This window comes from Luteimonas pelagia (assembly GCF_054776035.1).
In genome coordinates, this window is sequence record NZ_BAAHCG010000001.1 from 608,508 (window position 1) to 630,730 (window position 22,223).

At 70.4% G+C, this 22,223-nt stretch carries 21 protein-coding genes; 7 read left to right on the forward strand and 14 right to left on the reverse strand.

All coding sequences use genetic code 11. From position 1 onward, the window contains the following. Window positions 1–111: 111 nt before the first annotated feature. The 4 genes from ACYU7H_RS02790 to ACYU7H_RS02805 form a co-directional block, all read right to left on the reverse strand. A complete protein-coding gene (locus ACYU7H_RS02790) occupies window positions 112–855 on the reverse strand; it encodes a cytochrome c1 (protein ID WP_460812299.1) in 744 nt (247 codons plus the stop codon). Further along, complete coding sequence (locus ACYU7H_RS02795; protein WP_460812301.1) at window positions 848–2,107, reverse strand: cytochrome b; 1,260 nt, start codon at window positions 2,105–2,107, stop codon at window positions 848–850. The genes ACYU7H_RS02790 and ACYU7H_RS02795 overlap by 8 nt, the downstream gene beginning before the upstream one ends. 3 nt (window positions 2,108–2,110) lie before the next feature. Then, window positions 2,111–2,761, reverse strand: coding sequence for a ubiquinol-cytochrome c reductase iron-sulfur subunit (petA, locus tag ACYU7H_RS02800; RefSeq protein WP_460812303.1), 651 nt, complete (start codon window positions 2,759–2,761; stop codon window positions 2,111–2,113). A 147-nt stretch (window positions 2,762–2,908) separates the two neighbouring features. Next, window positions 2,909–3,778 carry a lytic transglycosylase domain-containing protein gene (locus ACYU7H_RS02805; protein WP_460813040.1) on the reverse strand — a complete coding sequence of 290 codons (870 nt, stop codon included), beginning with the start codon at window positions 3,776–3,778 and terminating at the stop codon, window positions 2,909–2,911. 151 nt (window positions 3,779–3,929) lie between these two features. On the opposite strand from ACYU7H_RS02805, the gene miaB reads away from it, so the two are divergent. From miaB to ACYU7H_RS02835, 6 genes are all read left to right on the forward strand, one after another. Next, window positions 3,930–5,372, forward strand: coding sequence for a tRNA (N6-isopentenyl adenosine(37)-C2)-methylthiotransferase MiaB (gene miaB / locus ACYU7H_RS02810; protein WP_460812305.1), 1,443 nt, complete (start codon window positions 3,930–3,932; stop codon window positions 5,370–5,372). Window positions 5,373–5,488: 116 nt separating this feature from the next. Next, a complete protein-coding gene (locus tag ACYU7H_RS02815) occupies window positions 5,489–6,499 on the forward strand; it encodes a PhoH family protein (RefSeq protein ID WP_460812306.1) in 1,011 nt (336 codons plus the stop codon). A 30-nt stretch (window positions 6,500–6,529) separates the two neighbouring features. After that, the gene (ybeY, locus tag ACYU7H_RS02820; RefSeq protein WP_460812308.1) at window positions 6,530–7,012 is read left to right on the forward strand and encodes an rRNA maturation RNase YbeY; all 483 of its coding nucleotides are present in this window, start codon (window positions 6,530–6,532) and stop codon (window positions 7,010–7,012) included. A gap of 87 nt (window positions 7,013–7,099) precedes the next feature. After that, window positions 7,100–7,960, forward strand: a complete 861-nt coding sequence (locus ACYU7H_RS02825) for an HlyC/CorC family transporter (protein ID WP_460812310.1) — start codon at window positions 7,100–7,102, stop codon at window positions 7,958–7,960. A gap of 1 nt (window position 7,961) precedes the next feature. Further along, window positions 7,962–9,212 (forward strand): lipoprotein N-acyltransferase Lnb domain-containing protein, encoded by a 1,251-nt coding sequence (locus ACYU7H_RS02830; RefSeq protein WP_460813042.1) that lies wholly within the window; start codon window positions 7,962–7,964, stop codon window positions 9,210–9,212. A gap of 40 nt (window positions 9,213–9,252) precedes the next feature. Beyond that, the gene (locus ACYU7H_RS02835) at window positions 9,253–10,281 is read left to right on the forward strand and encodes a magnesium and cobalt transport protein CorA (protein ID WP_460812311.1); all 1,029 of its coding nucleotides are present in this window, start codon (window positions 9,253–9,255) and stop codon (window positions 10,279–10,281) included. A gap of 15 nt (window positions 10,282–10,296) precedes the next feature. Here the strand turns inward: ACYU7H_RS02835 and ACYU7H_RS02840 are convergent, their stop codons facing one another. From ACYU7H_RS02840 to ssb, 9 genes are all read right to left on the reverse strand, one after another. Continuing rightward, window positions 10,297–11,538, reverse strand: a complete 1,242-nt coding sequence (locus tag ACYU7H_RS02840; protein ID WP_460812313.1) for a DUF819 family protein — start codon at window positions 11,536–11,538, stop codon at window positions 10,297–10,299. Window positions 11,539–11,611: 73 nt separating this feature from the next. Next, window positions 11,612–11,839 carry a hypothetical protein gene (locus ACYU7H_RS02845; RefSeq protein WP_460812315.1) on the reverse strand — a complete coding sequence of 76 codons (228 nt, stop codon included), beginning with the start codon at window positions 11,837–11,839 and terminating at the stop codon, window positions 11,612–11,614. A gap of 32 nt (window positions 11,840–11,871) precedes the next feature. After that, window positions 11,872–13,962 carry a dipeptidyl-peptidase 5 gene (locus tag ACYU7H_RS02850; RefSeq protein ID WP_460812316.1) on the reverse strand — a complete coding sequence of 697 codons (2,091 nt, stop codon included), beginning with the start codon at window positions 13,960–13,962 and terminating at the stop codon, window positions 11,872–11,874. A gap of 150 nt (window positions 13,963–14,112) precedes the next feature. Beyond that, window positions 14,113–16,107: an alpha/beta hydrolase family protein gene (locus ACYU7H_RS02855; protein WP_460812318.1), complete on the reverse strand. Its 1,995-nt coding sequence runs from the start codon at window positions 16,105–16,107 to the stop codon at window positions 14,113–14,115. A gap of 43 nt (window positions 16,108–16,150) precedes the next feature. Further along, a complete protein-coding gene (rfbD, locus tag ACYU7H_RS02860) occupies window positions 16,151–17,077 on the reverse strand; it encodes a dTDP-4-dehydrorhamnose reductase (protein WP_460812319.1) in 927 nt (308 codons plus the stop codon). Beyond that, entirely contained in the window at window positions 17,074–17,631 is a 558-nt protein-coding gene (rfbC, locus tag ACYU7H_RS02865; protein WP_460812321.1) for a dTDP-4-dehydrorhamnose 3,5-epimerase, read from the reverse strand. Before rfbC ends, rfbD begins: the two co-directional genes overlap by 4 nt. Further along, on the reverse strand, window positions 17,628–18,515 hold the full coding sequence (gene rfbA / locus ACYU7H_RS02870) for a glucose-1-phosphate thymidylyltransferase RfbA (protein WP_460812323.1): 888 nt from the start codon (window positions 18,513–18,515) through the stop codon (window positions 17,628–17,630). Before rfbA ends, rfbC begins: the two co-directional genes overlap by 4 nt. Continuing rightward, entirely contained in the window at window positions 18,512–19,570 is a 1,059-nt protein-coding gene (gene rfbB / locus ACYU7H_RS02875; RefSeq protein WP_460812325.1) for a dTDP-glucose 4,6-dehydratase, read from the reverse strand. Before rfbB ends, rfbA begins: the two co-directional genes overlap by 4 nt. 130 nt (window positions 19,571–19,700) lie before the next feature. Beyond that, the gene (gene ssb, locus ACYU7H_RS02880) at window positions 19,701–20,204 is read right to left on the reverse strand and encodes a single-stranded DNA-binding protein (RefSeq protein ID WP_460812326.1); all 504 of its coding nucleotides are present in this window, start codon (window positions 20,202–20,204) and stop codon (window positions 19,701–19,703) included. 175 nt (window positions 20,205–20,379) lie between these two features. Between ssb and ACYU7H_RS02885 the strand changes: the two genes are divergently transcribed. Continuing rightward, window positions 20,380–21,375: a polyprenyl synthetase family protein gene (locus ACYU7H_RS02885; protein ID WP_460812328.1), complete on the forward strand. Its 996-nt coding sequence runs from the start codon at window positions 20,380–20,382 to the stop codon at window positions 21,373–21,375. 4 nt (window positions 21,376–21,379) lie between these two features. Here ACYU7H_RS02885 and ACYU7H_RS02890 read toward each other — a convergent pair whose 3' ends face one another. After that, window positions 21,380–22,189, reverse strand: a complete 810-nt coding sequence (locus ACYU7H_RS02890) for a dienelactone hydrolase family protein (protein ID WP_460812330.1) — start codon at window positions 22,187–22,189, stop codon at window positions 21,380–21,382. Window positions 22,190–22,223 lie beyond the last annotated feature (34 nt).

Consider the following 22,223-nt stretch of genomic DNA (forward strand, 5'->3'; position numbering starts at 1 on the left):
GCCGCCCGCACCGTGCAGGCGGTCGCCACGGTTCCCCGAGGTACAAACGTGCCGCGCGGGCCGGACAGGCCCTGCCGGTCGGGCGCCGTCGTGGGCGCCGCGTCCGCTCGCTCAGTGCACGTCCTTCCAGTATTCCCGCTTCAGCAGCCAGGCCAGGAAGGTGAAGAACGCGAGGAACAGGACCACCCAGACGCCCATGGACTGGCGCTTCAGCGCGGCCGGCTCGCCGGCGTACTCGAGGAAAGCTGTGATGTCGCGCACCGCCTGGTCGAACTCGGCCGGCCCCATGCTGCCGGGCTCGGCCAGCACCAGGTGCTCGACCGGCCGCTCGCCGCCCTCGGTGGCCTCGCCGTGCTCGGCGCGCTGCAGGCCCTGCAGCTCCCAGAGCACGTTGGGCATCGACGCGTTCGGGAACACGGTGTTGTTCCAGCCGAGCGGGCGCGTGTCGTCCAGGTAGAACGACTTGAGGTAGGTGTAGATCCAGTCCGCGCCCCGGACGCGCGCGACGAGGCTCAGGTCCGGCGGTGCCTGCCCGAACCATTCCTGCGCGTCTTCGGCGCGCATCGAGGTCAGCACCTGCTCGCCGTACTTCGCGCCGGTGAAGTTGAGCGAGGACTGCACCTGCTCCTCGGTCAGCCCGAGGTCCTCGCCGATGCGCGAGTAGCGCATGTACTTGAGCGAGTGGCAGCCCGAGCAGTAGTTCATGTACAGCGCGGCACCGCGCTGGAGCGAAACCCGGTCGTCCAGGTCGATGCCCGACTGCTGGAGGTTGCCGCCGCCGGCGGCCAGCGCCGAGGCGGTCGCCATCAGGCCCGCGACGAACGCGAGCACGCGGCCGTGGATGTGCTTAGTCATGCGTCGTCACCCGGTCCGGCACCGGCTTGGTCCTGTCGAGCTTGGTCCACAGCGGCATCGTGATGAAGAAGGCGAAGTAGTAGAAGGTCAGCACGCGGCCGATGATCGTCTCGACCGGGTCGGTGCCCGGACCGGCGCCGATCTTGCCCAGCCAGACGAAGCTCAGCGCGAAGCCCAGCAGCAGCGCCCAGGACAGCAGGCCGCGGTAGCGGTAGGACTTCACCTTCGCGCGGTCGAGCCACGGCACGAGGAACAGGATCGCGATCGCGGAGAACATCACGATCACGCCGCTGAGCTTGTGCGGCACCACGCGGAGCATCGCGTAGTACGGGGTGTAGTACCAGACCGGCTTGATGTGCTCGGGCGTCACCAGGCGGTTGGCCTCGGTGAAGTTGTCGTGCTCGAGGAACCAGCCGCCGAAGGCCGGCGCGAAGAAGATGATGAAGGCCGCGATGATGAGGAAAAAGCCGACGAACACCGTGTCCTTGACCGTGTAGTACGGGTGGAACGGGATGCCGTCCGCCGGCGCCGCCGGCGACCAGCGGTTGCCCTTCGGGCCCTTCTTGATCTCCACGCCATCCGGGTTGTTCGAACCCACTTCATGCAGCGCGAAGATGTGCAGCACCACCAGGAGCAGCAGCACCAGCGGCAGCGCGATCACGTGCAGCGCGAAGAAGCGGTTGAGCGTCGCGTCGCCGGGCAGGTAGTCGCCCATGATCCATTCGACCAGGCCGTTGCCGATGACCGGGATCGCGCCGAACAGGGAGATGATCACCTTGGCGCCCCAGAACGACATCTGGCCCCACGGCAGCACGTAGCCCATGAAGGCCTCGGCCATCAGCACCAGGTAGATGAGCATGCCGAGGATCCACACCAGCTCGCGCGGCTTCTGGTAGCTGCCGTACATCAGCCCGCGGAACATGTGCAGGTAGACGACGATGAAGAAGAGCGAGGCGCCGGTCGAGTGCATGTACCGGATCAGCCAGCCCCACTGCACGTCGCGCATGATGTACTCGACCGAGGCGAAGGCCTCGGCCGCGCTCGGCTTGAAGTGCATCGTCAGGAAGATGCCGGTCAGGATCTGGTTGACCAGCACCACGATCGACAGCACGCCGAAGATGTACCAGATGTTGAAGTTCTTCGGCGCGAAGTACTCCGACATGTGCTTGCGGTACACCGGCATCATGCCGGGCGCGCGCTCGTTGACCCAGTCGGCGACGTTGTTGGCGGCGCGGGTGAGGATGTTGGCCATGGCTTACGCGGCCCCCTGCTGCGGGTCGACGCCGATCACGATGGTCGTGTCGCTCTCGTAGTGGTGCGGCGGCACCACCAGGTTGGTCGGTGCCGGGACGCCCTGGTAGACGCGGCCGGCCATGTCGAACTTCGACTTGTGGCACGGGCAGAAATAGCCGCCCTTCCAGTTCGCGTCGAACGGCTGGGGCGCGATCTGCGCCACCATCTCGGGCGAGCAGCCCAGGTGCGTGCACAGGCCGACCAGCACGGAGACTTCCGGGCGGATCGAGCGCGTCGGGTTGTTCGCGTACTGCGGCTGCTGGTCCGGGTTCTCGGACATCGGGTCGCGCAGCTGGTCGTTGAGCGTCGGCAGCGCCTCGAGGACCGCCTGGGACCGGCGGACGATCCAGATCGGCTGGCCGCGCCACTCCACGATCAGGCGCTGGCCGTCGGCCAGGGCGCTGATGTCCGCGCTGATGGGCGCGCCGGCGAGCTTGGCGCGCTCGCTGGGGTTCCACGACTTGATGAAGGGCACCGCCGCGATCCCCGCACCGACCGCGCCGACGACGGCGGTGGTGGCGGTGAGGAACCGGCGGCGACCGGTGTTGACGGGTTCATGGCCCTGGTCGGGCGTTCCGCCATGGGCGGGAGGGTTGACCCCTTCGATGGCCATCCGGCACTCCGAAAATACGCTGTGGATCACGCTGTCTGGGCGGCCGGCACGCGGCTGGCCGGGCCGCCGGACACCGGCGGCCACAAAGACGGCGAAGTGTAACGGATACGTGAATCGGCCGACAATCCGTCGGCGGGGGCCGCGGGGTCAGCGGGCAGCGAGGGCGCCGCGGTACCGCTCGGCGAGCACGCCCACGCGCTGCACATAGCGCTGGGTCTCGCTGTACGGCGGGACGCCGTCGTACTTGTCCACGGCCCCCTCGCCGGCGTTGTAGCCGGCGGCCGCCAGGGTCAGGTTGCCGTTGAAGCGCTTCAGCAGCCAGGCGAGGTACTTGACGCCCCCGCGGATGTTCTGCCCCGGGTCGAACGGGTTGCCGACGCCGAACCGCTGGGCGGTGGCCGGCATCAGCTGCATCAGGCCCTGCGCGCCCACGCGCGAGAGCGCATTGGGGTTGAACGCGGATTCGGCGTGGATGATCGCGCGGACGATCGCCTCGTCGACCCCGTGCTCGCGGGCCGCCGCGGAGACCTCGGCGTCGTAGGCCGCCATGTTCAGGCGGACGTTGCCGAAATCGACGCCCGGCTTCGCCGCGCAGGCGAAGCAGCTCTCCAGGAAGCTGTACTGGATCGTCCGCATGGCGGTCGCCCCGCCGCCCGTGGGCTTGCGGCTGCTGTAATGGCGGACGCCGTCCTTGATGTAGCTGTAGACCTGTCCCTGGACCAGGCGCGGCGCCTGGTACGGCTTCGTGGCGGGCGCGCGCGCCGAGGCCGGCGAGCCGGCGGCGCTGGTCGCGGGCGTCGCACTGCCCGATGCGGCGGGCGCCGGGCCCGCGGCGCGGACCGGCTCCGGCGCCTTCGTGTAGGACGTGACCGCCTTGCAGCTCGCGCCCTTGATGCGCGAACTGGAGTAGCTGCGACTGCCATCCGGGCCGTCGCAGCGGTAGATCGTGCCGGCAAGCACGGGCGTCGCCAGCGCGCAGGCAGCGACGAACACGAGCAGTCGTGGGGTCCCCCTGATCATGAACGGCATCCTCCGGGAATCACGCCCCCTTGACAAGACCATAACCCTGAACGTATTGCGCGCGATTCACGAAACGGGACGCCGTAGACTGTCCGGCCGCCAGACCTGACCCCGGGCCCGGATTCACCGCCGCGCCCCCGGAGCCGCCATGACGCCCCCCGCCGACGCCGCGACCGCGGTCCACCCCCTGCCGACCCTGGCCGCCCCCGGATCGCCTCCGAAGGCGCCCGGCGGCCGCGGAAAGCTGTTCATCCAGACCCACGGCTGCCAGATGAACGAGTACGACTCCGCCAAGATGGCGGACGTCCTGGCGGCCGCCGAAGGCATGGAATTGACGTCGAACGTCGAGGAAGCTGACGTGATCCTCGTCAATACGTGCTCGATCCGCGAAAAGGCGCAGGAGAAGGTGTTCAGCCAGCTCGGCCGCTGGAAGGCCCTCAAGGCGGGGGATCGCCCGGTCCTCATCGGCGTGGGTGGCTGCGTGGCCAGCCAGGAGGGCGAGGCGATCGTGAAGCGCGCGCCCTTCGTCGATCTGGTGTTCGGACCGCAGACGCTGCATCGCCTGCCCGAGCTGATCCGTGCCCGTCGCGACAGCGGGCGCGCCCAGGTCGACATCAGCTTCCCGGAGATCGAGAAGTTCGACGCCCTGCCCGCCCCGCGCGCGGAGGGCCCCACGGCCTTCGTGTCGATCATGGAGGGCTGCAGCAAGTACTGCAGCTTCTGCGTGGTCCCCTACACCCGCGGCACCGAGATCAGCCGACCCTTCGAGGAGGTGCTGGTCGAGGTGGCGCGGCTCGCGGCGCAGGGCGTGCGCGAGATCAACCTGCTGGGGCAGAACGTCAACGCCTACCGCGGCCCGATGCGCGATGACGACGGCTCGCAGGCCGGCACCGCCGACCTCGGCCTGCTGATCCGGACGATCGCGCGCATCGACGGCGTGGAGCGGATCCGCTTCACCACGTCCCACCCGCTGGAGTTCTCCGATTCGCTGGTCGAGGCCTACCGCGACGTCCCGGAACTGGCCGACTACCTGCACCTCCCGGTGCAGTCGGGCAGCGACCGCGTGCTCGCGGCGATGAAGCGTGGTTACACAACGCTGGAGTTCAAGCAGAAGGTGCGCAAGCTGCGCGCGGTTCGCCCCGGCATCTCGATCAGCTCGGATTTCATCGTGGGCTTCCCCGGCGAGACCGACGCCGACTTCGCGAAGACGATGAAGCTGATCGAGGACGTCGGCTTCGACCAGAGCTTCTCCTTCATCTATTCGCGCCGCCCCGGCACGCCGGCCGCCGACCTGGAGGACGACACGCCGCCCGGCGTGAAGCACGCGCGCCTCGAGGCGCTGCAGGCGGCGATCAACGCGAACGCGCGGCGGATCTCCGAATCGATGGTGGGAAGCGTGCAGCGCGTGCTCGTCGAGGGCCCGTCGCGCAAGGATCCGAACGAACTCACCGGCAAGACCGAGAACATGCGCTCGGTGAACTTCCCGGGTCCGCCGCGGCTGGTCGGCCGGTTCGTGGACGTGGTGGTCACCGAGGCGATGAGCAACTCGCTGCGCGGGCGGGTGCGCACCGATTCGGACACCGCCGCGTAGGTCGCGCCCCCCGCCATCACGCTGCACGAAGGCGCGGAAACTACACTTCGGCTCCCGCGCACGGGACGCGCCGACCGCGTGGCGCGCCCTGTCCCACCGCAGCCACAGGCCGTTCGATGCCCGACGCCACCGTTTCCGAATTCGCGCTCGATCCGCCGGACGCAGAGCGCCTGGCCAACCTGGCCGGCCCCTTCGACGAACACCTGCGCCAGGTGGAACTGCGCCTGGGGGTCCAGCTCGCCAACCGCGGGCAGGTGTTCCGGATCGAGGGCCCGCCCGCCGCGGTCGCGAGCGCCGAGCGCCTCGTCCGCCGGCTCTGGGACGAGACGGCCGGCGCGACGCTCGACCCGCATGCGATCCACCTGCACCTGACCGAGGCCGCGGCCGACCGCACCGTGGCGCAGGACGTCGAGCCGCAGGAAGTCACCGTGCGCGTCAAGCGCGGGACGATCCGCGGCCGCGGCCCGAACCAGGCGAAGTACCTGCATGCGATCGCCACCCATGACATCAACTTCGGCATCGGCCCGGCCGGCACCGGCAAGACGTTCCTCGCGGTCGCGATGGCGGTGGAGGCGCTGAACCAGTCGCGCGTGCAGCGGCTCGTCCTCGTGCGCCCGGCGGTCGAGGCCGGCGAGAAGCTCGGGTTCCTTCCGGGGGACCTGGCGTCGAAGGTCGATCCGTACCTCCGCCCGCTGTACGACGCGCTGTACGAGATGCTCGGCGTGGAGAAGGTGGTCAAGCTGCTGGAGAAGTCGGTGATCGAGGTCGCCCCGCTCGCGTACATGCGCGGGCGCACCCTCAACGATGCGTTCGTCATCCTCGACGAGGCCCAGAACACGTCCATCGAGCAGATGAAGATGTTCCTGACCCGCATCGGCTTCGGCAGCACTGCGGTGGTGACCGGCGACCTCACGCAGATCGACCTGCCGCGCCACCAGAAGTCCGGCCTCAAGGATGCGCTCGAAGTCCTCAAGGGCGTGGAGGGCATCTCCTTCACGTTCTTCGACGCGCGCGACGTGGTCCGCCATCCGCTCGTCGCGCGCATCGTCGGTGCGTACGACGCACGCGACGACGCCACGTCACCCCGCCCCGAGGGCGGGCACGCCGGCGGCGGCGCGACGGGCTAGACTCGGAATCCCGCCACGCCGACCGGTGCGATGAGCCGACGCCCCAGCCGACTCGAGGTCTCGGTGAGCTACGCGTTGCCGCGCGCGGGGCTGCCCGCCGCGACGAGCTTCCGCCGCTGGGTGGCTGCCGCGCTGGACGGGCGGATCCGCGAGGCGGACCTGGCGATCCGGATCGTGGACGCGCGCGAGGGCCGCTCCCTCAACCGCCACTTCCGCGGGCGCGACCACGCCACCAATGTCCTGAGCTTCCCGGCCGAGCTGCCCGAGGGGTTGCCCGACGACGTCCGCCTGCCGCTGCTGGGCGACCTGGTGCTGTGCGCCCCGGTCATCGCCCGCGAGGCCCGGGAGCAGCGCAAGCCGCTCAATGACCACTACGCGCACATGACCGTGCACGGCGCCCTGCACCTGCTCGGCTGGAACCACGAGGACGACACCGAGGCCGAGTGCATGGAGCGGCTGGAACGGGAGATCCTCGCCTCGCTCGGCATCGCCGATCCCTACCTCGACGCCTGACCCCGGCCACCGCCCGTTTCACCGGGCCGCCCCCGCTCCGCGTTAGACTCCCGCCCATCGCCCCGACGGGGCCGACACGTCCCAGAGATGCCCGAAGACGACAGTAGCCCGCCGGACGGCGGGGACAAGCGACGCAGCTGGCTCGACCGCATCGGCGCGGCCCTGTCCGGCGAGCCCACGACCCGCGAGGACCTGGTCGAACTGCTTCGCGACGCCCAGGCCGACGGCCTGATGGCCGCCGACACCCTGAGCATGATCGAGGGCGCGATCGCGATCGAGGACCTGACCGTCGGCGACGTGATGGTCCCGCGCTCGCAGATGGTCGCCCTGCCCGGCGACGCGCGACTGCTCGAACTGATGAAGCAGGTGGTCGAGTCGGGCCACTCGCGCTTCCCGGTGCACGGCGAGGACAAGGACGAGATCCTCGGCATCCTGCTCGCCAAGGACCTGCTGCGCGGCGTGGTGGCCGACAACGGCCCCCGGTCGCTGCGCGAGTTGCTGCGCCCCGCGGTGCTGATCCCCGAATCGAAGAAGCTCAACGTGCTGTTGCGCGAGTTCCGCCAGTCGCGCAACCACATGGCGATCGTGGTCGACGAGTACGGCGGCGTGGCCGGGCTGGTCACGATCGAGGACGTGCTCGAGCAGATCGTCGGCGAGATCGACGACGAGCACGACGAGGCCGAGGACGTCACAAAGCTGATCGCCGCGCAGGCCGACGGCCAGTACGTGGTCGACGCGCTGACCCCGATCGCCGACTTCAACGAGCGCTTCGGCGCCGACTTCGACGACGACGAGTACGACACCGTCGGCGGCCTGGTGACCGCCGCGATCGGGCACCTGCCCGACGCGGGCGAGGAGCTGACGCTCGGCCGCTTCAGCTTCCGCGTGGCGCGCGCCGACGCGCGGCGCCTCCACGCCCTGCACGTGAGCGTGCATGCCGACGCCTGACATGGGCCCGGCGCCCGGCGTGCGCCGCGCTTCCTCCCGCCGGGGCGAGCCCGGCCGATGGATGCCCTGGCTGCTCGCCCTGCTGCTCGGCCTGGCCGCGACGGGGCTCTCGGCCCAGCCGTCCGGCGACCCGCCCCCCCGGCCGATCCGCGTCGGCGTGGCGACGATGCAGCCCGGCGAGATCTTCTGGGAACGCTTCGGGCACAACGCGATCGTCATCGACGATCCCGCCGCCGACGGGCCGGTCTCCTACAACTTCGGCTACTTCGACCCGACCGAGCCGGGCTTCCACCGCGGCTTCGCTCTGGGACGCATGCGCTACATGCTCGTCGCGCTTCCGCTCGAGGAGGACCTCGCGTACTACCGCGACGTCGGCCGGGGCGTCACGCTGCAGTGGCTCGACATGGATCCGGCGCAGGCGCGCGCACTGGCCGCGGCGCTGGCGGTCAACGCGCTGCCCGGCAACGCCCGCTACGACTACGACTATTTCCTCGACAACTGCTCCACCCGCGTGCGCGATGCACTGGACCGCGCCATGGACGGCCTGCTGCGCGACCAGCTGGGCGTGGAAGGCGACGGCATGAGTTTCCGCAGCGAGGCGGTGCGCCTCGCCCGCCCCGCCCCGTTGATGGCGCTCGGCTTCGACCTGGGCCTCGGGCCGGCCTCGGATCGACCGATCGCCGCATGGGAGGCGGGCTTCGTCCCCATGCGCCTTGCCGACGGCCTGCGTGGACTGCGGCATCGCGACGGCCGGCCCGTGGTCACCGGCGAGATGACGCTGGTCCCCCATCGCCTCCAGCCGGAACCCGCGCCGCGCGACCGTCCCTGGTGGCCGCACGCGATCGCCGGGCTCGGCGTGGCGGGCCTGGTCGTGTTCGCGGCGCGACGGCGCCCTGCGCCGGTCGCCCTCGCCGCGATGGGGTTCTGGTCTTTCGCGGGCGTGCTCGGCCTGTTGCTCGTCTTCCTGTGGGGCTTCACCGCGCACTGGTCCGCCTGGGCGAACCAGAACCTGCTGCTGCTCAACCCGCTGTGCCTGGGCCTGCTCGCGGGTGGCTGGCGGGTGGCACGCGCCCGCGAACCGGGGCGCGTCTTCCGCGTGCTTTCCCTGGTCGTTGCCGGTTGCGCGCTGGTCGCGGTGGCCATGCACGTCCTCCCCGTCGCCCGGCAGGACAACCTGCGCTGGATCGCATTGCTGCTGCCCGTCCACGTGGCGCTGGCCTTCGCGCTCGGCCGCACACCGGCGGCGCGCTGACCGCCTTGCCCGCGCGACGGGTCGCCGGCACGATGGCGGCATGTCGCTGCCGCCCTGCCCGCCCGCCATCCGCGCCGACCAGGAGACGCCTCCGCCCGGCCCGGTCGTCAACTGCGTGGCCTACGCCCGCGACGGCCGTCGGACGGACATCTCCCTGGACGCCATCAGCGACGTCCTCGCGCGCGACGACGGGAGCTTCCTCTGGGTCGGGCTGTACGAGCCGGACGACGCGCTGCTCGACAAGCTGCAGGAGGAGTTCGGGCTGCACGACCTGGCGGTCGAGGACGCCCAGCACGCGCACCAGCGGCCGAAGATCGAGGCGTACGGCAACTCGCTGTTCGTCGCGGTCAACACCGCGCAATCGGTGGACGAGCGCATCCAGCTCGGCGAGACGCATGCCTTCCTCGGCCCCCGCTTCCTGGTGACCGTGCGCCACGGTGCGTCGCTGTCGTATGCGCCCGTGCGCGCCCGCGTGGAGCGGGAACCCGAACTGCTCGCGCTGGGGCCGGCCTATGGCCTGTACGCGGTCCTCGACTTCATCGTCGACAACTACCAGCCGATCGTGGCCGAGTTCCGCGAGGCGCTGTCGAGGCTGGAGAAGGACATCTTCGCCGAGGAGTTCCGGCGTTCGACGGTGGTCCGCCTGTACGAGCTCAAGCGCGAACTCACGCGGCTTCGGATGGCCGTCGGGCCGCTGCAGGACATCCTCTCGCAGCTCGCGCGCCAGCACGACGCGCTGATCGCGGGCGAAGTGCACCTGTATTTCCGCGACGTGCACGACCACGCGATCCGGCTCAACGACTCGATCGACACGCTGCGCGAGATGCTGACCGCCGCGGTGAACGTCAACCTCGCGCTCGTCACCGTGGCGCAGGGCGAAGTGGTCAAGCGGCTGGCGGGCTGGGCGGCGCTGCTGGCCGCGCCGACGCTGATCGCGAGCTGGTACGGGATGAACTTCGCGCACATGCCGGAGCTGCACGGGCGCTGGAGCTATCCGGTCCTGGTCGGCGTCGTGGCGCTGGTGGTGCTCGGGCTCTACCGGTACCTCAAGAAGGTGCGCTGGCTCTGAGCCGGCCCGACGGCATCAGCCGGCCAGGCCCTGCAGCACCAGTCCGGTGAGATACGCGCAATAGGTCCCGAGGGCGTAGCCGAGCACCGCCAGCAGCACGCCCACCGGCGCGAGCGACGGATGGAACGCGCTCGCGACCACGGGGGCCGACGCCGCACCGCCGATGTTCGCCTGCGACCCCACCGCCATGAAGAACAGCGGCGCCCGGATGAGCTTGGCGACCCCCAGCATCAGGCCCGCGTGCACGCTGATCCAGACCAGCCCGAGCAGGAACAGCCAGGGCCGTTCGAGCAGCGCGCCCAGGTCCATGTGCATGCCGATCGTGGCCACCAGCATGTAGAGCATGGCCGAGCCCACGCGCGAGGCGCCGACGCCCTCGAGGCGACGCGCACGCGTGAAGCTGAGTGCCAGCCCGAAGGTCGTGGCCAGCAGCACGATCCAGAAGAACCGCGAATCCAGGCTGTAGTCCTGCAGGCGCCACGACGCGGGGAGGCCGGAGATCCACGCCACGACCGGGTCGGCGATCAAGTGCGCCAGTCCAGTCAATCCCAACCCGACCGCCAGCACGACCATCAGGTCGGCCAGCGTGGGGATGCGTGCGTGCTGCGCCTGGTAGTCCTCGATGCGGCGCTTGAGGTCGGCGATGGCGCGCGTGTCGGCGCGCGTCCAGCGGTCGAAGGCGTCGGCGCGCGCGGCGAGGAACAGCAGGATCGCCATCCAGACATTCGCGACCAGCACGTCGACGGCGACGAACTGGCCGAACAGCGTCGCGTCGACCGCGAACACTTCCTTCATCGCCGCCTGGTTCGCGCCGCCACCGATCCAGCTGCCCGCCAGGGTGGTCATCCCGCGCCAGGTCTCCCCCGCCACCGCCGCCGGATGAACCACGCCCATCACGGTGAACGCCACGACCGCGCCGAGCATCACGCCGAACGTCCCGGTGAGGAACATCACGACCGCCTTCGGACCGAGGCGCAGCACGGCGCCCAGGTCGATGGCCACGCACAGGAGGATGAGCGCGCTGGGCAACAGGTAGTCGCGCGCCATGGGATAGAGGGAGGAAGCCTCGCCGTCGACCAGGCCGATGCTGTTGTAGATCGCGGGCAGCAGGTAGCAGAGCAGGAGCGCCGGGACGACGCCGTAGAACCGCTTCCAGAAGCCGTCGGGGCGCGACGCCGTCCAGAACACGGCGCCGAGCGTGGCCGCGAGCAGGCCGAGGACGACGGCGTCGTTCTGGACCAGGGCGGGACTGTTCACCGCCGGTCACCGTGACCGGGGGGCGGAACGCGTCCCGCCGCCCGTGTCCGGGTCGGCACCCCGTGTGGCGGCCTCATCGGATCGAGGTGTCGTCCCAGCCGGACCGCTTGCGACGGTCCTTGCCGCTGCGACGGTCGCCCTTGCCGGGCTCGAAACGGAACTCCTCGCGCCGTTCGCTGTTCTGGCGCCGCTCGCGCCCGCTCCGGCGCTCGGGCCCGGTGTACGTCTCGGCCGTGGCAGGGGCGTCGGCCGGCGTGAGGCCGGCACCCTCGTCGTCGTCGAGAAACGGATTCTTGCCCATCTCGCCCTCCTCCTCCCCGGCCCGGGATGCGTTCAGTCCCCCAGGTGCCGCCCGAGCCATGCGTTGACCGTATCGTGCCAGAGCACGCTGTTCGCGGGCTTGAGCACCCAGTGGTTCTCGTCGGGAAAATACAGGAACCGGGACTCGATGCCCTGCCGCTGGAGGGCCGTGAAGGCCGCCAGCCCCTGCGACAGCGGGATCCGGAAGTCGTTCAGGCTGTGCACCACGAGCATGGGGACCCGCCACTGGTCGACGTGGTGCACGGGATTGAAGCGCTCGTAGTTCTCCGGCACCGCCCACGGCGTGCCGCCGTTCTCCCACTCGGTGAACCACAGCTCCTCGGTGGCGAAGCCCATCATCCGCGTGTCGAACACGCCGTTGTGGTTGACCAGGCACTTCCAGGCGCCGGAGGCCGGCGTGTGCCATTTCCCGGCGATCCAGTTGACCATGTAGCCGCCGTAGCTCGCCCCGAGCGCGCAGGCGTTGGCCCCGTCCAGGAAGGGATACTTCTCCAGCGCGGCCGCCCAGCCCTTCTGCAGGTCCTCGAGCGGCCGGTCGCCCCAGTGGGTGGAAATCGCGTCGGTGAACGCCTGCCCGTAACCGACGGACCCGTGGAAGTCGATCATGACCACCGCGTAGCCCTGCCCCGCGTAGGTCTGCGGATTCCAGCGGTAGCTCCACGCGTTTCCGAAGCTGCCCTGCGGCCCCCCGTGGATCAGGAACGCCACCGGGTACTTGCGACCGGGCGCGTAGTTCCAGGGCTTGACCACGTAGCCGTGCACGGTCTCGTCGTTCCAGCCCTTGAAGCTGAACTGCTCGAAGTCGCCGAATTGCACGTCCCCGCCGAGCATCGTGCCGGCATCGGGCGTGACCGCGCGCGGCGTCCCGCCGGCCGCGCCCATGACGTGGATGACGTCGCCCGTGTGCAGGCTCGCGCGCGAGAACGCGAGCGTTCCGCCGGCCACGTCGACGGATGACACGTAACCGTCGCCCACCAGCTCCGAAACGCGCCCGGACGCGATGTCCACGGCGAACAGCGGGTGCTCGCCGACATCCCAGGTGGTCGTGTACAGCGTGCGCCCGTCGGCCGAGACCGCGAGCCCCGACGCGGACCGGTCCCAGTCCGGGGCGACGGGCCGCCGCGCGCCCGTCGCCAGGTCCAGCGCCATGATCGCCATGCGGTCCGCCTCGAAGCCCGGGCGGGCCATGGCGGTGTAGTAGAGCGTGCCGCCGTCGGGGCTGAAGGTCGCGGCGGCATCCCAGGCCGGATTGTCCGGCGTCAGGTTGACCGAAGGCGCCGCGCCGGCGGCGTCGATCCGGTAGATGTCGAAATCGGTGGACCAGGGCTCCTGCGCATCGGCCAGTCGCGCGCTGGCGACGAGCGTGCGACCGTCCGGCGCCCACGCGTACTCGCTGTTGTCGCCGAACGGGCGGGACGGGAAGTCGGCCGCGATGTCGCCCGCCAGCGCGGTCGCGGTCGTCGCGGGCCCGGCGGCGTCCGCGGGCAGCGCGGCCACGAACAGCCGGTTCAGGCGACCGTCGCTCCAGGCGTCCCAATGGCGCACGAACAGGCGGTCGTACACCTGGCCGGTGGCCTTGTCGGCTTCGCGCCCCGCCAGCCGCGACTTCGTGCAGGCGAGGTCGCTGCCGCAGTCCGCGAACACGTCCGCGTGGAGGGCGATGCGCGTGCCGTCCGGCGACACCTGGAACCCGCCGACGCCCACGGGCAGGTCGGTCAGCTGCCGGGGCGCGCCGCCATCGGTGCCGATGGCGTACACCTGCATCGATCCGCCCTTCGCGCTCAGGAAGAGCACGCGACGACCGTCCGGCGCGAACGCCGGCGAGTTCACGCTCCACCCCTCCGGCGTCAGGCGCACCGGCGGCGCGGCGTCACGGGCGCGCAGGTCCTCGATCCAGAGCGAAGTCGTGGCGGCATTGGCCGGCAGGTCGGCCTCGCGCTTCGCGAACACCAGCCACCGGCCATCGGGCGACAGCGTCGGGGACGAATGGCGGTCGAGCGTGGCCAGGTCGCGGACTTCGAAGCCGCGCGGCGCGGCATCGATGCCCGGGGCGAGGAAAGCGAGGGCCAGGACAAGCGCGGAACGACGCATTCGGTTCTCCATGGGTGATCGCCGCGAGGGCGGGACCGGGTGGGCATTGGTAACCCATTGCCGCCGTGGCGGCCAGTCCGGGAGGCCATCCGCGCATCCCCTACCCGGCACGCTCGCGCCGGAAACGAGCGGGGCGGCCCGCAGGCCGCCCCGTCGTCCAACTCAGTCGGCGGCCTCGCCGGGCCCGCCGTTGGCATCGGCCTTCGCGACCGCGCCGCCCAGGTGGCGGGAGAGGAAGGCGAGCATGCGGCGATACAGCTCGCGACGGTGCTCCAGCTTGTAGAAGCCGTGGCCCTCGGTCCGGTAGTACAGGCTCTCCACCGGCACGCCCGCACCCTTGAGCGCGCGCTCCATCTTCTCGGTGTGCTCGATCGGCGTGCGCTCGTCCTCGCCGCCGGCGGCCAGGAAGACCGGCGCCTGGATGCGGCCGGCGAGGTTGACCGGGGAATTCCCGGCCAGGCCTTCGCGGCCCAGCCAGTCCCGCAGGTAGTTCTTGCCGGTCATGCGTTCCTGGATGTCGCCGCGTCCGTACATCATCTCCAGGTCGTAGACGCCCACGTAGCCGATGGCGCACTTGTACAGGCCCGGCTCCTTGGCGACGCCCATCAGCGACGCATAGGCACCATAGCTCGCGCCCCCGATGCAGATCCGGTCCTCGTCGGCGATGCCCTCGCGGATGGCCCAGCGCGTCGCATCGGTCACGTCGTCCTGCATCTTCAGGCCCCACTGCTTGGCACCGGCATCCTCGAAGGACATGCCGTAATTGCCCGAGCCGCGGAAGTTCACCTGCAACACCGCATATCCGGCATTGGCGAAGGTCTGCACGTCGGTATCGAATCCCCAGGCGTCGGAGACACCGAACGGACCACCGTGGACGTACACGACCATGGGCAGGTCCTTGCCGCCCGCGCCGGCAGGCGTCGTCAGGAGGCCGTGGATCGTCAGGCCGTCCCGCGCCTTGAACGAGATTTCCCGCGTGCTGCCCATCTTTTCCGGATCGATCCAGTCGCGGCGACCCATGATCCGGGACGCTTGCATGGTGGTCGTGTCGAAGAGATAGAACTCGCCGGGATTCCGATCGCTGTACACCTGGACGACGGCGAGGCGATCGTCGCGCGTCCGCGACGTGATCGCCACGGACTCGTCCGGAAACGCAGCCTCGAGCCCGCGGTAGAGCTTCGCGATCCGCGCGGTCGGCTTGAAGAACTCCGACCGCGGCTTGCCCGACGCCACGAACACGCCGACCGGTTCCATGTACCCCGACGCATGCTGCTCGAAGATCAGCGAGCCCGGATCGACCGTGTCGTCCTGGAAGACCGTGCTCCTGGTGCCGTCCACCGTGTCGAATGCCACGATCGCGTTCGGACCGGACGCACGTTCGACTTCGAGGTACGCGATCCGGCCTTCGGCATCGAAGCCGAGCGGCCATTCGACCCGGCCGGTCTGCGTTTCGTCGTTGACAAGCTCCCACTCCCCCCCGACATCGCGGTAGTAGAGCTTGTTCGCGTTCTGGAAGTCGCGCCCGTACGAGAACCTGACTTCACCCTGCGGATCCGCGGCGAATCCCGCGCCACGGACGGGGCTTCGGGCCAGCGTGCGTCGCCGGCCGGTGTAGACATCCAGCGCATCCGCCTCGCTGTGCGCGATGTCCTCGCTGTAGGGCGTCACGGCCACCAGGACGTTGCGATCGTCGCCGGGCAGCTTGTCGATGAGTTGGGCCGACACGTACTCGATTTCCTTGGCACGGAGCCGACTTGCGCCCCCGACCACGCCGGCATCGGTCCCGACGAGCGACACCGGTCCACCGTCGACGCCCATCCCGTAGAGGTTGCCGTTCCAGCGCGGCTGTTCCAGCGCGCCCGACTTTTCGCCCATGCTGATGAGCACGCGCTCGTTGTTGGCCCACGTGAACGAGATCACGTGGAAGTCCTCGCCCATGCTGAACACGGCGGTCGGCTTCTTGTCGGAGCGCCGGATGATCGTGAGCACGGAGCGGTCCTCGGCCGGCACGGTGGCCGCGAAGTACTTTCCGTCCGGAGAGATCTTCAGGTCGTTCACCTCGTTGATGCGCAGGTGCGCCTCGAGGTCGACGGGTTCCGCGGCAATGGCCGCGCACGAGAAGACCGCCAGCATGGCGGCCGCGAACAGTTGCTTCATTGGTTGTTGCTCCCCTGGCATTGCCGGTGGCCTGGCCACCGCGTCACTGAGCGTCCATGCGCCGGGCGAGTTCGCCCAGCACGTTCCCCAGGCCGTCCGTCCAGTGGCACGGCCCGATCCCGAAATCATGCCTGAAACGCGTGGTGTCCAACACTGAATAGGCGGGGCGCGCGGCCCGCGTCGGGAATTCAGTGGTCGGAATCGCGCGCACGCGCGGAATCCGCGTGGCCAGTCCCAGCGCATGGGCGCGCTGGAAGATCGCCCCGGCGAAGCCGTGCCAGCTCGTCTGGCCCTCGGCCACGAGGTGCCACGTTCCGGTCCGGCGCGTCGGCTGCGACAGGATCCCGGCGACCACGTCGGCGATCATCCCCGCCGGCGTCGGGCACCCGACCTGGTCCGACACGACCGCGACTTCTTCCCGCTCGGCACCGAGGCGAAGCATGGTGCGGAGGAAGTTGTGGCTGTGTGCCGCATAGACCCAGGCCGTCCGCAGGATCGCATGCGCCCCGCCCGCGGCCCGGATGCCGTGTTCCCCGGCCAGCTTGCTGGCGCCGTAGACACCCAGCGGCGAGGTCGGATCGGACTCCCGGTACGGCCGCGTGCCACGCCCGTCGAACACGTAGTCCGTGGAGAAGTGCACCAGGTAGGCGTCGACCAAGGCACAGGCTCGCGCCAACGCCGCCGGCGCCTCCGCGTTGACCCGGTGAGCGCGCGCCGGCTCGTCCTCGGCGCGGTCCACGGCGGTGTACGCGGCCGCGTTGGCCACGACATCGGGCGCCAACCGCGCGACGAGCGTGGCCAGCCTGTCCGGCGCCTCGAGATCGGCGATTTCGCATGGCGTGCCGTCCGGAAGCAGGCCGCTTCGCGTCGCAGCGACGACCTCACCGAGCGGCGCAAGGCTCCGGCGCAGTTCCGTGCCCACCTGGCCATTGGCCCCCAGCAGGAGGATGCGCCGGGGACGCGCGCTCATCCTTCGAAGACCGGCAGCCGCGCCTCCGGCACCCCGGACAGGAACGGCGCCTTCGCATCCTTGGGCGACAGCGAAGGCTCGGCGACCGGCCAGTCGATGGCGAGCGACGCATCGTCCCAACGGATCCCGGCGTCGGCGTCGCGGTCATAGGGCGCGGTGCACAGGTAGGTGAACAACGCATGCTCGGACAGCGTCACGAAACCATGCGCGAAGCCTTCCGGGATCCAGAACTGGCGGCGGTTCCCCGCGCTCAGCAGCGCGGCGGTCCACTTGCCGAAGGTCCGCGAACCCCGGCGGATGTCGACGGCGACATCCCAGACCTCGCCCTCCAGCACGCCGACGAGCTTCCCCTGCGGATTCGGCCACTGGTAGTGCAGCCCGCGCAGCACCCCGCGCGTCGACCGCGAGACGTTGGCCTGGACGAAGTCCACGTCGATTCCTGCTTCGGCGAACCTCGCGCGGTTCCAGCTCTCGAACAGCCAGCCACGCGCATCTCCGAAGACCTGGGGCTCGACCAGAAGGCACCCGGGCAGGTCCGTGCCGTGGACCTTCATCGCACCACGCCCCGCTCCACGAGCGCCAGGAGGTATTCGCCGTAACCATTCCTGGCGAGCGGCCTGGCGAGCGCCTGGAGCTGGGCGTCATCGATCCAGCCGTTGCTCCAGGCGATCTCTTCCGGGCAGCAGACGCGCAGCCCCTGCCGCGCCTCGATGGTTTCGATGAAGGTGCTCGCCTCGAGCAGGGACCGGTGCGTGCCCGTATCGAGCCATGCATAGCCCCTGCCAAGCCGCTCGAGGTGCAGGCTGCCCTCCTCGAGGTAGCGGCGATTGAGATCGGTGATCTCGAGCTCGCCGCGTGCCGAAGGCACGAGTTCCGCGGCGAACGCGGGCGCTCGCCCGTCGTAGAAGTAGAGACCGGTCACGGCATAGTTCGACTTCGGCTTCGCCGGCTTCTCCTCCAGTCCGATGACCGCCCCGGACCCGTCGAACTCCGCCACGCCGTAGCGTCCTGGCTCCCTGACCCAGTAGCCGAACACGGTCGCGCCGTGCGTGCGGTCATCGGCACGCGCCAGCATGTCGCCCATGCCAGGCCCGTGGAAGATGTTGTCGCCCAGCACCAGGCAGCTCGGGCCGCCGTCGAGGAAGCCTTCCCCGATCAGGAACGCCTGCGCCAGCCCGTCGGGCCTCGGCTGCGCCGCGTACTCGATGCGCATGCCCCACTGAGAGCCGTCGCCGAGCAGCCGCTTGAACAGGTCCTGCTCGTGCGGGGTGTTGATGACCAGCACCTCTCGGATCCCCGCCAGCATCAGCACGCTGAGCGGGTAATAGACCATCGGCTTGTCGTACACCGGCAGCAGTTGCTTGCTGATCGACTGGGTGAGCGGATAGAGCCGCGTGCCCGACCCGCCCGCCAGCACGATGCCCTTGCGCGCGGTCATGCCGCCACCCCGCCGATGCGCTCGAGCCGGTAGCTGCCGTCGAGCACGCGGGCCACCCAGTCCTGGTTGGACAGGTACCAGTCGACGGTGTCGGCCATGCCCTGCTCGAAGCTGTGGGCCGGGCGCCAGCCCAGCTCTTCCTTCAGCTTGGAGGCGTCGATCGCGTAGCGGCGGTCGTGGCCGGGGCGGTCCGCCACGTAGGTGACCTGCGAGAAGCGCGGCTTCCCGTCGTCCCTGGGACGGCGTTCGTCCAGCAGCCGGCACAGGGTCTCGACCACCACGATGTTCTCGCGCTCGGCGTCGCCGCCGACGTTGTAGGTCTCGCCCACCCGCCCGCGCTCGAGCACCTCGCGGATCGCCGAGCAGTGGTCCCCGACGTAGAGCCAGTCACGCACGTTCCGGCCATCGCCGTAGACCGGCAACGGCTCGCCCGCCACCGCGCGGGCGATGACCAGGGGGATGAGCTTTTCCGGGAACTGGTACGGGCCGTAGTTGTTGGAGCAGTTGGTCGTGAGGACCGGCAGCCCGTACGTGTGGTGGAAGGCGCGCACCAGGTGGTCGGAGGCGGCCTTGGAGGCGGAATACGGCGAGTTCGGGGCGTAGGGCGTGGTTTCGGTGAACTTCCCGGTTTCGCCGAGCGTGCCGTAGACCTCGTCGGTCGAGACGTGCAGGAAGCGGAACGCATCCTTCGCGGCCCCGTCGAGCCCACGCCAGTGGTCCCGCGCGCGCTCGAGCAGGTTCAGGGTCCCGACCACGTTGGTCTGCACGAACGCGCCCGGTCCGTCGATCGAGCGGTCGACATGGCTCTCCGCGGCGAAGTTCACGATCGCGTCGGGGCGGTGCTCGGCCAGCAGTCGCCGGACCAGCGCCGCGTCCCCGATGTCGCCCCGCACGAACACGTGGTCCGGGTTGCCATCCAGCGAGGACAGCGTGTCGAGGTTGCCGGCATAGGTGAGCGCGTCGAGGTTGACGACGCGGACACCGGAGGCGACCGCCTCCAGCACGAAGTTGCCGCCGATGAAACCGGCACCACCGGTCACGAGCCACGTCCTCATGCCACGCCCCCCCGGGACACTCCCGGCATCGACCATCGCGCCGCGCGCGAGCGCCGGCGACCCGCGCCAGCTTGCCGTCGCGCGCGCGGGACGCGCAAGCAGGAGCGCACGAGCCGGCGCATGGCCTGCTTCAGAACGGGATGTCGTCGTCCGCGAAATCGTCCGCGAAGTCCTTCGCCGGCGCCGGACGCGACTGCTCGCGCGCGCCACCCGACTGCTCCCTGCCGCCGGACGGCCGCCCGCCGCCGCGGAACTCCCCGCGACCGGCACCGCCGCCACCGCCACCGCCACCGCCCTCGCCGCGCCCGCCGAGCATCTGCATCTCGTTGGCGATGATGTCGGTGTAGTAGCGCTTCTGGCCATCGTCGCCGGTGTGCTCGCTGTAGCGGATCTCGCCCTCGATGTAGACCTGCGAGCCCTTGCGCAGGTATTCGCCGGCGATCTCGCCGAGCTTCCCGAAGAAGGTCACCCTGTGCCACTGGGTCTCTTCCTTCGTCTCGCCCTCGCGGGTCTTGCGCACGCTGGTGGTGGCCAGGCTGATCTTGGTGATCGCCATGCCGCCCTGGGTGTACTTGGTCTCGGGGTCGTTGCCCAGGTTGCCGACCAGGATCGCCTTGTTGATGCCGCGTGCCATTGGATTCCGTCCTGTCGCGCCCGTTCGCCGGGCAAGGGAGGCCGGATTATAGCGGCCGGCCCGGAGGCTGCCCGGCACCGGCCAACAGCGGCCCGGGTCGGGAAAGGCCGATGCCGTGCGTCGGAGGACACGCTGGGCGTCCGTATAATCGCCGCTCGCCCGCACCGGCCCGCGCATGGCTTCCGTCGTCCCGCCCCCCTCCCTCGCCCTGCCCGACATCCAGGCGCTCGCGCGCGAGGACATGGCGGCGGTCGACGCCCTGATCCGCCGGCGCCTGGCCTCGGACGTCGTGCTGGTCAACCAGGTCGCCGAGTACATCGTCGGCGCCGGCGGCAAGCGCCTGCGGCCGCTGCTGCTGCTGCTCGCCGCGCGCTCCCTGGGCCACCGCGGCCCCGACGCCCACCAGCTGGCCGCGGTCGTCGAGTTCATCCACACCGCCACCCTGCTCCACGACGACGTGGTGGACGAGTCCGACCTGCGGCGCGGACGCCGCACCGCCAACGCCCTGTTCGGCAACGCGGCGAGCGTGCTGGTCGGCGACTTCCTGTATTCGCGCAGCTTCCAGCTGATGGTCGAACTCGACCGCATGGAGGTGATGCGGATCCTGGCCGACACCACGAACGCGATCGCCGAGGGCGAGGTGCTGCAACTGCTGCACGTGCGCAACCCGGACACCGACGAGGCGGCTTACCTGCGCGTCATCGAGCGCAAGACGGCGGTCCTGTTCGCGGCGGCCACGCGGCTCGGCGCCCTGCTGGCGGGCGCCGACGCGGCCACCTGCGATGCGCTGCATGCGTACGGGATGAACCTCGGCTACGCCTTCCAGGTGGCCGACGACGTGCTCGACTACGCATCGGACGCCGACACGCTGGGAAAGAACCTCGGCGACGACCTCGCGGAAGGCAAGGCGACGTTGCCGCTCATCCACGCCATGGCGCACGCGGACGACGCACGACGCGAGCGACTGCGCGGGATCGTGGAGGCCGGCGACCGCGACGCGCTGCCGGAGGTCGCGGCGGCGATCGGCACGGCGGGCAGCCTCGACTACAGCCGCGAACGCGCCCTCGCCTACGCCGCCGCCGCCGAGGACGCGCTGGCGCCGCTCGCGGAGAACGACGCCGTGGCGGCGCTGCGCGGCCTCGCCCGCTACGCCGTCGAGCGCGACCGCTGACGCCTCAGCGCGCGAACCACTCCGCGAAGTAGTCCGAGAGCATCCCGTGGGCGCGCCTGGCGGCGCGCGCGTCGTAGCGGCAGTTCGATTCCGGGTCGTCGCCCGCGTCGGCCTCGGCGAAGCAGTGCACCGCGCCGGAGAAGTCGACGAAGGTCCAGTCCGCGCCGGCCGCGTCCATCTCCTGCTTGAAGGCGTCGATGTCGGCGTCGCTGACGCCCTTGTCGGCCGCGCCGTTGAGCACCAGCACCGGTGCCTTGACCGCGCCCGCGGCGGCGGGCACCGGCGTGGAGAGCCCCCCGTGCAGGCTGGCGACGCCCGCCACGTCGGCGCCGGAGCGGGCGAGCTCGAGCGCCGCAGTCCCGCCGAAGCAATAGCCGAACGCGCCGATGCGGTCGGCGTCGAGCGGCGCGTCGCCATGGCGCGTACGCAGGATCTCGACGGCGCGCTGCATCCGCGCGCGCATCTCGGCGCGGTCTTCGCGCAGCGGCCTGGACGCGGCCGCCGCGGCCTCGTCGCTCGAGGGCCGCACGTCCTTGCCGTAGAGGTCCGCGACGAGGACCACGTAGTCGTCGCCGGCAGCGGCCTTCGCCTTCTCGACCGCCGATTCGTTGACGCCGCGCCAGTTCGGCACCATCACCAGGCCCGGGCGCGGGATCGCATTGGTGTCGTCCCACACAAGGACGCCGGCGAAGGTGCTGCCGTCGTGGCGCCATTCGACCGGTTCGGCACGCATCGCGGCCAGGGCACTGCCGCAGGACAGGGCGAGGACGGCGGTCAGTGCGAAGCGTCGCATGGCGGGCTCCTGCTTGGTCATGGGCGTGAGCCGGCAGGCTCGCGCGCGCGACGTT